The sequence below is a fragment of the Shewanella sp. POL2 genome, assembly GCF_000282755.1.
Classification (GTDB): Bacteria; Pseudomonadota; Gammaproteobacteria; order Enterobacterales; family Shewanellaceae; genus Shewanella; species Shewanella xiamenensis.
The window spans coordinates 1-12,135 of sequence record NZ_AKZL01000004.1 but is presented as its reverse complement, the minus strand read 5'-3'; the positions used below and the strand labels follow the sequence as shown (position 1 = coordinate 12,135).

General features: G+C 46.5%; 8 protein-coding genes, 2 pseudogenes and 1 other annotated feature. Of the genes and pseudogenes, 4 read left to right on the top strand and 6 right to left on the bottom strand.

Annotated elements, in window-relative coordinates:
- Nucleotides 1-24: 24 nt before the first annotated feature.
- Nucleotides 25-282, top strand: coding sequence for a DUF2960 domain-containing protein (locus SHEWPOL2_RS01675; RefSeq protein WP_011071581.1), 258 nt, complete (start codon nucleotides 25-27; stop codon nucleotides 280-282).
- A gap of 39 nt (nucleotides 283-321) precedes the next feature.
- Nucleotides 322-830 (top strand): annotated as a pseudogene (locus SHEWPOL2_RS01670) (RDD family protein).
- Nucleotides 831-907: 77 nt separating this feature from the next.
- Here SHEWPOL2_RS01670 and lptG read toward each other — a convergent pair.
- Together lptG and lptF are read right to left on the bottom strand one after the other, a co-directional pair.
- Nucleotides 908-1,966: an LPS export ABC transporter permease LptG gene (gene lptG, locus SHEWPOL2_RS01665; RefSeq protein WP_037425424.1), complete on the bottom strand. Its 1,059-nt coding sequence runs from the start codon at nucleotides 1,964-1,966 to the stop codon at nucleotides 908-910.
- The gene (gene lptF, locus SHEWPOL2_RS01660) at nucleotides 1,963-3,075 is read right to left on the bottom strand and encodes an LPS export ABC transporter permease LptF (protein ID WP_037415652.1); all 1,113 of its coding nucleotides are present in this window, start codon (nucleotides 3,073-3,075) and stop codon (nucleotides 1,963-1,965) included. Before lptF ends, lptG begins: the two co-directional genes overlap by 4 nt.
- A 255-nt stretch (nucleotides 3,076-3,330) precedes the next feature.
- Here lptF and pepA point away from each other — a divergent pair, with 255 nt between their 5' ends.
- Both pepA and SHEWPOL2_RS01650 read left to right on the top strand, forming a co-directional pair.
- Nucleotides 3,331-4,839: a leucyl aminopeptidase gene (gene pepA / locus SHEWPOL2_RS01655; protein WP_037425422.1), complete on the top strand. Its 1,509-nt coding sequence runs from the start codon at nucleotides 3,331-3,333 to the stop codon at nucleotides 4,837-4,839.
- Between the two features lie 213 nt (nucleotides 4,840-5,052).
- Nucleotides 5,053-5,171, top strand: a sequence feature (Phe leader region).
- Nucleotides 5,172-5,208: 37 nt separating this feature from the next.
- A complete protein-coding gene (locus SHEWPOL2_RS01650) occupies nucleotides 5,209-7,209 on the top strand; it encodes a chorismate mutase (RefSeq protein ID WP_037425420.1) in 2,001 nt (666 codons plus the stop codon).
- 113 nt (nucleotides 7,210-7,322) lie between these two features.
- Here the strand turns inward: SHEWPOL2_RS01650 and SHEWPOL2_RS01645 are convergent.
- The 4 genes and pseudogenes from SHEWPOL2_RS01645 to hcp all read right to left on the bottom strand — a co-directional run bounded on the left by SHEWPOL2_RS01645 (nucleotide 7,323) and on the right by hcp (nucleotide 11,985).
- Nucleotides 7,323-8,626, bottom strand: a pseudogene (locus SHEWPOL2_RS01645) (sodium:proton antiporter).
- A 45-nt stretch (nucleotides 8,627-8,671) separates the two neighbouring features.
- Nucleotides 8,672-9,007, bottom strand: coding sequence for a hypothetical protein (locus SHEWPOL2_RS01640; RefSeq protein WP_037425417.1), 336 nt, complete (start codon nucleotides 9,005-9,007; stop codon nucleotides 8,672-8,674).
- Between the two features lie 131 nt (nucleotides 9,008-9,138).
- Nucleotides 9,139-10,254 (bottom strand): hybrid-cluster NAD(P)-dependent oxidoreductase, encoded by a 1,116-nt coding sequence (locus tag SHEWPOL2_RS01635; protein WP_037425411.1) that lies wholly within the window; start codon nucleotides 10,252-10,254, stop codon nucleotides 9,139-9,141.
- Between the two features lie 66 nt (nucleotides 10,255-10,320).
- Nucleotides 10,321-11,985, bottom strand: a complete 1,665-nt coding sequence (hcp, locus tag SHEWPOL2_RS01630) for a hydroxylamine reductase (protein ID WP_037425409.1) — start codon at nucleotides 11,983-11,985, stop codon at nucleotides 10,321-10,323.
- Between the last annotated feature and the right edge of the window lie 150 nt (nucleotides 11,986-12,135).

Sequence of the window (12,135 nt, the reverse complement as noted above, 5' to 3'; positions counted from 1 at the left end):
TCGAGACCATTTCAGGAGATATCCATGGCGCGTCAAGTGACTTACACCTTCAAAGGTGAGACGAAAACCATTGCCTTTAGTTATGCTAAACACCACGATTTATACGAGGCCGTAGCGGAGGCCGAAGGTATAGACTTAACCAAGTTTCTGGCGATGGAGCAACAAATTGCCATGACCTCACGCAAAGGCGCCAAGGCTGAAAAAGATTATCGCAAAGTCGAATTTGCTCGCTTTGGGTTTAGCAATATCCACTTTGTACGTGATGAAGAACCAGAAGCTTAAACCTTATCGTCATTTATCCATTTAGAATTAGGATCGCCGATGTTAAATGCTGAACATGCCAACTTTCCCCGCGCCGGATTCTTTCGCCGCCTAGGGGCAATCATCTATGACCTACTGCTAGCGGTAGCCGTATATATGTTTTCGGGCGCTATTGGCTTTGGATTTTTTTTGGACTCACAGCCTCTGGCCTCGTTAGCATGAATGGCTTCGAGCATGTGTCCGACGCCCTCAATGGCACACCGATTTACCATGGGATTTATCAACTTTGGTTAGCGCTCTGCGTAGGTACTTTTTATGCGCTATTTTGGAGTAAAGGTGGCCAAACCCTCGGAATGCGCGCTTGGCGCCTTAAGATCCAACATCCCAATGGCCAAAACTTAAGCCTTATCACCGCCTATGCACGCATCGTCTGGTCATTACTCGGCATTGGTAATCTGTGGGTACTGATCAACGACGATAAACTCGCACTGCAGGATATGATGACCCGTTCTGAAGTAGTCGTGTTATCCAAAGAAGCTAACCAAATGCGTAATTGGCATGGCGCTTAAATTTAGCTTTTAGTCGCTTATAAAATTGTCCCAATAAAAAACGACGCCATTGCGTCGTTTTTTATTACCCGCGTTTATCACCGCCGGATAAAGTAAAAGGCAATACCCGTAAATAGTAGACTTGGCGCCATCGCCCCGACATACGCAGGTAGTTCATAAACAATACTCATGGGGCCAAATATCTCATTACTGATATAGAAACTAAATCCAGCAACCACCCCGAGTAACACCCGCGCCCCCATAGTCACTGTCCGCAACGGTCCAAATACAAAAGATAACGCCACCAGCATCATCACCCCTACGGTAACAGGCTGCATTACCTTGCGCCAAAGGGCTAATTCGTAACGACTTGGGTCTTGGCTATTGCTATTAAGATACTCTAAGTATCCCATTAAGCCGCGTATCGATAAGGCCTCAGGCTTAACCGATACCACACTGAGCTTGTCAGGCGTTAAACTTGAGCGCCAAATATCTTCATCTAAATGCTCAAGTTTCACTTCGTCATAGCTTAAATCGGTACGCTTAACATCCGAGAGATGCCAGCTGTCTTTACTGAACAATGCACTTTTAGCATGCACTACATTGGTGAGTTTTAACTCACTGTTAAACTTATATAAAGTGATATTGTTGAGCTTATCGATATCCGCAACTTCACCAATATTCACGAACAAATCACCATCTTTTGCCCAAATACCTCGGTGAGATTTAATCAAACTGCCACCGGAGAGTTTGATGGCCTGAAGTTCATTAGCCTTTTGCTCCGCAATTGGGGCGCCCCACTCACCCAATGCCATGACCATCAGCATCAGCGGCACGGCGGTTTTCATCGCCGATAGCGTGATCTGCAAACGCGACATGCCCGATGCTTGCATGACGACAAGCTCCGAATTAGAGGCTAACATCCCCATACCGATCAAGGCACCTAACAGCACAGCCATCGGGAAAAACATTTCAATATCGCGGGGCACAAGGAATAGCACATAAATCCCCGCATCCATCATAGTGTAAGTGCCGCGGCCCACTAAGCGCAGTTGGTCCACCCACTTAATAATGCCCGACAAACCTGTCAGCACCAGTAAACATAACGCCGAGGTGCTTAATAAAACTCGGGCGATATAAAGGTCTAAAATCTTCATGCAGCCACCTTTTTACGCGCCATTGCCGCTGATAAACGGGCAAATAGGGGCCTGTCTTTACCGAGCAGTAAAATCCCCATAATCAGTGCCGACAAATGGATCCACCACATGCCTAAATACTGTGGAATAACGCCATCTTGGAGCGCTTTACGACCCGCAACCATCAGACCAAAATAACCTAGGTACAAGAGAACAGCGGGGAGCATTTTGGCGAACTTGCCTTGTCGCACATTGACCCGAGCCAAAGGCACTGCAATTAAGGTCATAATAGGAATCGCCAACGGAATTGCTAGACGCCAATGAAACTCAGCCACGGCTTCAGAACCTTCCACTTTCATCAAGTCTGCCAGCGGTAAAGCTGAAAGTTTACGGCGACGTTCATCAACCTGTTGTTCTTTGATTTGCATCTTATAGCCACCAAATTCAATCATTTGGTAGTCTTTTTGTTGTGGGCTGCCCTGATAACGCACCCCATCATTGAGTTGTAACTGCTGTGAGCCATTTTGATCTTCATTAACGCGTCCCCCCTTGGCAACAACGACGTTAGTCAAGCCAATTTCGTCATTTGGATCGGGGAGTTGGGCCACGAATACTTTTTCAAGCTCATTATCCTTGCCAATGCGTTCGACAAACAGTACCGCACGGCCATTGGGGCTGGCCTGAAAACGCCCTTGCACGAGCGCGGCAAGGCCTGCTTCAGATTGTGCTTTCTCCAGCACTTGGTTTTGTTGCTCCTCCGCCCAAGGCGCGACATAGAGGGATAAATAGCCAGTAAACAACATGTTAATAACGGCAAGGATCAAAGTTACTCGAGTAACATACCATTCACTCACACCAACACCGTGCAGAATGACCATTTCATTCTCGGCATACATGCGACCATGGGCCATTAATATCCCAAGGAATAAGCTTAAAGGTAAAACCAGAACAACCAGATAGGGTAAATTAAGGCCTATCAAGGTGGCGATGAGAGAAGCGGGAAATTCACCGTCTGAGGCGTCGGCTAATATGCGCACGAAATGCTGGCTAATAAAAATAGTTAACAGTACAAAAAGTACCGCAATTTGCGCCTTTAAAACTTCTCGAATAAGGTATCTAAATACAATCACAGGTAGGATCCGGTCTCTAAACTTATCTTTTTGCTGGTAACAGACTAACTTTCATGTAAACTGTTTACTTTTGGTAGTTTTCTGACCAACTTCAGGGGTTCCTGGCTTACATTAAATGTCACGGCTTTTTCACAAAAACGTGACTCAAGTGCCGAGAATAAATCACCTTTGGAGTAATAACTTAGGCCCTTTTCGGGACAAGCAGACATTATCCAATAAATATAAAAATTTGTCTTTAAGAATCTAGGAGTGCTCATGGAGTTTAGCGTAAAGAGCGGTAGCCCCGAAAAACAACGCTCAGCCTGCATCGTTGTCGGTGTTTATGAACCCCGCCGTCTATCCGGTATCGCCGAGCAATTAGACAAGATTAGCGAAGGTTATATCAGTAATCTACTGCGTCGCGGCGATTTAGAAGGTAAGCCTGGGCAGATGTTATTACTGCACCACGTTCCTAATGTATTGAGTGAACGAGTGCTGTTAGTCGGTTGCGGCAAAGAACGAGAACTAGACGAGCGCCAGTACAAGCAGATCATCACTAAAACCATCAACACCTTAAATGAAACAGGTTCAATGGAAGCGGTATGCTTCTTAACCGAGTTACACGTTAAAGGTCGCGATACCTATTGGAAAGTTCGCCAAGCGGTCGAAACCACCAATAGCAGTTTATACAGCTTTGATGCGCTCAAAACCCGTAAAGGTGAGACCCGTCGTCCGCTGCGTAAATTAGTATTTAATGTGCCAACACGTCGCGAATTAACCTTAGGTGAACGCGCGATTGAGCACGGCATGGCCGTTTCTGCTGGTATGCATTTATGCCGCGATGTGGCTAACATGCCGCCAAATATCTGTAATCCAGCCTATTTAGCCTCTCAAGCTCGCCAATTGGCCGAAGTCCACGAAAATCTACATGTATCAACTGTAGGTGAAGAGCAAATGGCGAAACTCGGCATGAACTCTTACCTTGCCGTAGGTCGTGCCAGCGCCAATGAATCCATTATGACAGTGATGGAATACAAGGGTGCCGTCGACAGCACGGAAAAACCTATCGTATTGATTGGTAAAGGCTTGACTTTCGATTCAGGCGGTATTTCATTAAAACCGGGCGAAGCCATGGATGAAATGAAATACGACATGGGTGGCGCTGCTGGTGTGATCGGCACCATGAAAGCCATTTGTGAGATGAAGCTACCTATCAACGTCGTCGGTATTCTCGCAGGTTGTGAAAACATGCCATCGGGCAATGCTTACCGTCCAGGTGACATTTTAACCACTATGTCAGGGCAAACTGTTGAAGTTCTGAACACCGACGCCGAAGGCCGTCTAGTATTGTGTGATGTGTTAACCTATGTTGAACGTTTCGATCCTGAATTAGTGATTGACACTGCTACGCTTACTGGCGCCTGCGTGATTGCCTTAGGTAAACATGCATCGGGTCTATTCTCATCACATAATCCACTTGCGCACGAGCTACTCAACGCAGGTGAGCAAAGTGGTGACCGCGCATGGCGTATGCCACTGTGGGATGAGTACCAAGATATGCTCGATAGCCCATTTGCGGATATGACCAACTTAGGTGGTCGTCCAGCGGGCGCGATTACTGCGGCTTGTTTCCTCTCGCGTTTCGCGAAAAAGTACAACTGGGCTCACCTAGATGTTGCAGGTACGGCGTGGAACAGCGGTGCCAATAAAGGTTCAACCGGCCGCCCAGTACCGATTTTGACTCAGTTCCTGATCAACCGTGCTGGCGTCGAATTTGGCGAATAATCCCTAACAAGACCAAAAGGCGAAGAAACATTTCTTCGCCTTTTTTATGCCGCAAAGAAAGCGAAATGCCACTGAGACTAATACGATTAACTATCTGTTCATTCAATTTGATTGCGTGAGAAGAGTTAACAACAACCTAGATGTGAAAGAATACTGCTATTGAATATTTTTTGATTGACAGCCACGCCCTCGCCCTTTAGTTTTAGTCCCTATGAAAACAAATACCTTAGCGTTTTTTACTTTCTTTTTTACACCCCCACTCTAGGAGGCGGATTTACTGTGTAAAAACGAAAGTAAAAATCCAAAGCCTCCCACTGGGAGGCTTTTTCGTCTTAAACGCTTGAAAATCCGGCGGCAAATGAGGTCAGAATGCAAAAACCACAGCCTTTAAATCACACTCGAGAGCAAATAACCCAGCTCGACAATGAGCTTCTCTCGTTACTCGCCGAACGTCGCCGCTTAAGTCTTGAAGTGGCCCGCAGTAAAGAAGTGGATGTGAGACCCATTCGTGACACCCAAAGAGAAAAAGAACTGCTGGCAAGATTAGTGACAGCAGGGCGAGAAAAAGGCTTAGATGCGCATTATGTTATCTCGCTGTATCAAAGCATTATCGAAGACTCGGTACTGAATCAACAGGCTTATCTTCACGGCCGCGCTAACCCTGAAACGCAAAAACAACAGTATTGCATTGCCTACCTCGGTGCGCGTGGCTCGTATTCCTACCTTGCGGCCTCGCGCTATTGCCAACGTCGTCAGGTCGAGATGCTCGATTTAGGCTGCCAAAGTTTCGATGAAATTGTCCAAGCAGTTGAATCAGGTCACGCCGACTATGGCTTTTTACCGATTGAAAATACCTCATCGGGTTCAATCAACGAAGTGTATGACGTACTGCAACATACCAGTCTGTCCATCGTGGGCGAAACCACCATTGAAGTAAGCCATTGCCTATTGGGCAAACCGGGCAGCAAACTGAGCGATATCAAAACTGTTTATGCTCACCCACAGCCAATCAGTCAGTGCAGCCGCTATCTTAGCCAGCACAAAGGCTTAAGGCTGGAATATTGCTCAAGTAGCGCCGAAGCCATGGAGAAGGTCAACCAGTCTACCGACAATAGCGCCGCTGCGATTGGTAGCACAGAAGGTGGCGCGCTGTACCAACTCGAGTCAATTGAGTCTGGCCTTGCCAATCAAAAGATTAACCAAAGCCGCTTTATTGTTGTGGCACGAAAAGCCGTAGCCGTACCCGAGCAATTGCCCGCAAAAACTACCCTGATTATGGCCACAGGCCAAAAGGCGGGTGCGTTGGTTGAAGCCCTATTGGTGCTCAAGGCGCATCAACTCAATATGAGCAAACTCGAATCTCGCCCAATCCCAGGCACCCCATGGGAAGAAATGTTTTATCTGGATATCGATGCCAATATTTCCAGCGAAGCCATGCAGCAAGGGCTCAAACAGCTCGAGAGGATCACGCGGTTTATCAAAGTATTGGGGTGTTACCCTTGCGAAACCGTAAAACCGACACAACTCAGCAATAGCCAATTGTTGATTGAACCTAATACCTCTAAAGCCGAAGTATTCAGTGAAGTAAGCACTAAGTTATCTCCCTATCGTTACACTAAGGCTTATAAGGCGCAGGCGAGTGAAATTCACTGCGGCCCCTTTACCATTGGCGCAGGCCATCTTGGTGCTATTGCCAAGATGACTCTGAGCAAAAGCCTGCTGCTAGAGTCGTCACCAGCCGTCTTATCCGCCTTTGAGCGCAGAGTGAAACAGCTAAAAGAAGCGGGTTTCCAAGCGGTGATTTTAGACGGATGCCACTCGCTCGCCTCGGCCGAAGCCATCATCCCTAAGCTGCGCCAAACCCTGCATCAGTATGATTTGCTTTGTGTTATTGCCATCGAACAGGCGACGGATATGCCGTTGGCGACAGGCCATGCGGATATGTTGTTCTTGACGGGCAAACAAATGTTTAATCAGGCCTTGCTGACTCAGGCAGGCACCTTGCCAATCCCGCTATTCCTCGAACGTCACGATATGGCAAGCTATGAGGAGTTTATGGCGGCAACGGAGACGATTTTAAGCCAAGGTAACCAACAGCTTATCCTATGTGACTCGGGCATTCGTACCTATAACAATGCCAACTTACCCACTTTGGATTTAGCAAGCCTTATCCAAATCAAGGCCAACAGTCATCTCCCTATAGTGATTAATCCTTGTTATGCCATCAGTGAAGATGCGCTGCTACTGCAAACCCAAGGGATTAAACAGCTCAAAGCCGATGGTCTTGTGCTGAATTGCTCCCTCGAAGAAGATAAAGCACATGACGCATTGGCGCTGATGGCCGAGGTCGTTAGGGAGTTATATCGCTAATTTGAGCGTATAAGGATACAAAGGAACATACAGCCACGAATATCGTGGCTGTATTGTTTAGGGCTGTGGATTTAGGGCTGAGATTTTACCTCTCAAGATTAAACGCAGCAGACCTAAATCCGCTCAGGCGCAATCTGGCGATTAGCATCTGCCACAACTGCATTGCTACGGCGAATTAACCCCGTCATACTCGAGCCCTGCACTAGGATTGAAAACACCACCACGGCATAGGTCATCACGAGCAGTAGCTCTCGCAGCTCGACACCAGTTTGTGAATCGATAATCACACCCTCAGGTAAACTCATCGCCATGGCTAATGCCAGCCCGCCCTCAAGCCACCCCAAATAAGGATCGACTCAGCATAGGGATTGTAGGACTTGACCAACCTAAATCCGATATAGGGCAAATATACACTCACCGCCCGTGCTGTTAATACCAGCGGGATAGCCAGCAGCATAAACCACCATAATGGCGCCTTAAAGGTGACGAGCAGGAGTAATAATCCCAGCAGAAGGAACAGCAACGCATTAAAGAAGGACTCTATCAGTGACCAAAAAGTATAGAGTTTTACCCGCTCATGGCGCACAAAATATTTAGGCACGCTGTAGTTGCCGATAATCATCCCCGCACTCACCATCGCCAGAGGCCCCGACACCCCTAATACTTCGGCGATGACATAACCCGCCGTCGGGATCAGTAAAGTCACCAGCATTAATTGGGTTTCTTCCTCACAGTAGCGAAAGAAATGGTGCAACAATACGCCCAGCACTGCGCCATAAACGATGCCCCCGAGCGCCTCTTGAACAAACAATAACGAGATTTGCGTGAAGGTCAGCGGCTCAGTTGAAAAGGCTAGATGGGAGATGGCCACAAAAATCACCAGCCCAATGCCATCGTTAAAGAGCGACTCCCCTTCCACCTGAATAGCAATATCTTCGGGCGCGCCCATCTTCTTCAAAATGGCTAAAACGGCAATCGGATCTGTGGGTGAAATCAAGGCGCCAAAGAGCAAACAATGGCTTAAGGCCAAGGGCAATCCCAACATGGGAGCTATGTAGTAAAGCAAACCACCGACGATAAAAGTCGAGAGCAAGGTACTGACAAAGGCAAGGATGAGGATTTCCCATTTCTGATGTTTTAGGATTTTTAAGCGGATCTGCAATGCCCCAGCAAACAACAGGAAACCTAACATGCCATTGAGCAATAAGGCTTGAAAGTCGAGTTTCTCCAGCCCTGCCACAAAGTAACCATAAACATTACCGCCAAGTGCTTTGCCACCCAGCAATAGCAACAGACTCATGCCCAAGGCTAATGCGGTAATGGCAACGGTTTCTTGCAGCTTATGTAAACGTGAAGATGCCACTGAGGTGACTAAGGCTAACGCACAGAGAATACACAGAATTTGATAACTAGTCATAAGAGTCTCTAATCACCCTAAGATGAAGAGACTCTAGCACAAGTTTTAGACTTCTAAACCATCCAATAGACTTAACCAGCCTTTAATTATCCGATGACAAAACCAAATAATACCAAAGAGATAAATCGAAAGACTAAGCCAAGTAATCGGCAAGCAATAACCTAATATTAAGAGTCCTAAAAAAATCATATTAGAATGGCGTTGCCAACGCAGGTGCGAAGCTAGCACCGCATTGCCTTGAGAGTGTCGCTGAGACAAGTTAATAAACAAGCTCAGCAGCACAGGAAGCAGTAACAACGGAAAGCCGGACATTAAGGCGTAAAGTAAATGGCCTAAGCTGCGATCTTCAATTTTTGCGGCATAAGTGGTTGTCGTTGTCATTGAGAGACTCCAGCCGGACGATGGGACTGGGCGTGAACTCCGCCCTTGTCTTTAACCTTACGTTCTCAGCGATATAATCGCAACTACGCTACCAAAATATTTCCGTTAAGGATGGCTCAAACAACTCAATATTAGCCCAACGACAGCGTTACATCCGACTTAAGCTTAGTTGAACAGGCTAACACATATCCGGCTTCGATATCAGCTGGCGTCAATGTCATACTACTAGTTGACTCAGTCTCCCCTTCGAGCACTTGGCATTTACACGCGCCGCATACGCCCGATCGGCAAGCCGCAATAATCGGTAAACCTTCAGCTTCAATCCCCTCAAGTAACGTTTGCTCTGCCGTTAAGGCCCGCTTTTTATCCCCAATAGATAACATAAAGCTTGCGCTGGCATTAACTTGATTTGCTGATTGCATTTCAGCTTGCTTGACTCGGCTTTGCGCTTCTTTCACTGCGGTAGCAAAACTCTCGTGATACAGCTTACTCATATCAAAGTTAAGCTCAGTCAGAATCATTTTCACGGCCTGCATATAAGGCTCTGGCCCGCACAAAAATACGGTTCGCTCGGCAAAATCAGGCACTAAATCTCGTAGATTATTGGCAGTTAAACGGCCGATATCGTGTAATGTTTCCTCAGTATGCCAAACCGTATCAGTGGTGACATTCTCCACAATATAACGCAGTTTAAAATCTCGATGGCGCGTAGCCATGGTCTCTAATGAAGTTTTAAAAATAATATCGGCTTGAGTTCGCGCGCTGTGTACAAAAGCGATGTCGGCATTCATTTGGGTATCGGTCAAATAACGCGACATCGAATACATAGGTGTTATACCGCAACCTGCGCTCAAAAAGAGGTATTTTTGGGCTGAAATATCAAACAGATTGAATTGCCCTGTTGGCGGCAGGACTCGTACCATTTGTCCTGGCTGTAGATGATCAATCAGATAATTCGATACGAGTCCTCCCTCAACCCGCTTAATGGTCACCATTAACGAGTAAGGTCGGGACGGCGTCGAAGATAAGGTATAACTGCGGCAAGCCTGTTCACCGTTGATGTCTAGCACTAAGGTCATAAATTGACCCGGCTTATAATCAAACTTCATCGGCTCACCCGCTTGAAAGCGAAAACTCACCACATCAGCGGTTTCGTTCCAACGTTCCACACACACTAACTGACTTAAACTGTCTTGACGCGTAGGCGTGGAGGATAAAGTGATATTGGGTAGAGTATTGATATTCATAATCTTTGTATCCATAACACTGCGGCCTTATCGTCAAGCCGCAGTGATTCTATGCTATCAATCGACCTAGGCTACGTTTAGCATGGTCTTAAGATCGGCTTCCACTGTAGTGGTATTACGCAAGCCAAATTTTTCTTCCAAAATCTTGGCCAAGTTTGCAGTTAAAAATGCCGGTGGCGTTGGGCCTGTACGGATATTTTTCACCCCGAGCGACAATAGCGTCAGCAGCACGACAATGGCTTTTTGCTCAAACCATGAAAGCACGAGATTCAATGGTAATTCATTGATATCGCATTCAAAGATTTGTGATAGCGCGATAGCTAGCTGGATTGCCGAATAGGCATCGTTACATTGGCCAATATCGAGTAAGCGCGGAATACCGTTGACATCGCCAAATTCCAACTTGTTGAATTTGTACTTACCACAACCTAAGGTCAGGATGACGGAATCCTTTGGCGCCGATTTCGCTAAATCGGTGAAATAACTCCGCTCCGACTTATCACCATCACAACCTCCGACTAAGAAGAAGTGTTTGATAGAACCGTTTTTCACATTTTCAACTACTGTTGGGGCGGCAGCCATTAAGGCATTTCGGGCAAAACCGATGGTGATATTGTGTGGGATTTCATCGTAGTGGAAGCCATCGAGCGCTAGCGCCTTTTCAATCACTACTGAAAAATCATCGCCAGTCACATGGGTCACACCAGGCCAGCCTACAATGCTACGAGTAAAGATACGATCGCTATATTGGCCCACATTCGGGTCAATAATACAGTTAGATGTCATCACCACAGCGCCAGGGAAATTAGCGAATTCTTTTTGCTGGTTCTGCCATGCACTGCCGTAGTTACCTACTAAATGGGCATATTTTTTAAAGGCTGGGTATGCAAGTGCGGGCAGCATTTCGCCATGGGTATAAACATGAATGCCTTTACCCGCCGTTTGCTCGAGGATAAGCTCTAAGTCCTTCATATCATGGCCAGAAACCAGAATTGCTTTGCCTTTTACCGGTTTAGTGTTGACGACTGTCGGTTCAGGATGACCAAAGGCTTCGGTCTCGCCCGCGTCAAGCAAAGCCATAATGCGGTAGTTTAATTGGCCAATTTCCATCGCAGTGGAGAATAATTTATCTGCATCAACACTCGGTTCACCGAGAAACGCCATGATTTGATGGAAATCCGCAGCAATCTCAGCATCGGTTTTACCTAGTACACGCGCATGCTCCATATAAGCGGCCGCACCTTTAAGGCCGTATAAACAGAGTAATCTAAGTCCTAAAATATCTTCATGAATGTGATTTTTGTCTTTATTTAGCGACGCGATAGGTGCTTGAGACAGCATTTCAAGCTTGCTTGTGCCTAACACTAACTGCGCGACTGGCGGCATCTGCTCTGCCGTTTTCCCGCTCTTTTCACAAGCGGCTTCATAGGCTGTTTTTAGATTTTCACGGTGTGTTGCAGCTTGCTGTACATAAGCAATGATCCGCTCATCATCGAAGTTGACGTTGGTTAAGGTTGAGAAAAAAGCTTTAGGAACAAAAGTATCGACTTCAGAATCTACAATGCCTAACTCGCGCGCTTTTACCGCATAAACGGAAACACCCTGCAACATGTAGATTAATAAGTCTTGCAGATCCGAGGTTGCCGCTAATTTGCCACACATACCTTGGGAATAACTACAACCATTGCCAGCGGGTGTACGAATGGTTTGCTCACACTGAATACAGAACATGGATAGACTCCTAATTTAAATTCATGCTTTATTTATGCATGTTTAAAATTAGTCTACCTAAACCGAAAATAAGCGACAGTGTTTTCTTACCTTGAATGCCAAATCTTAGAGAATGATCACCTTAAGCAATTACTAATTTACACAATAAAA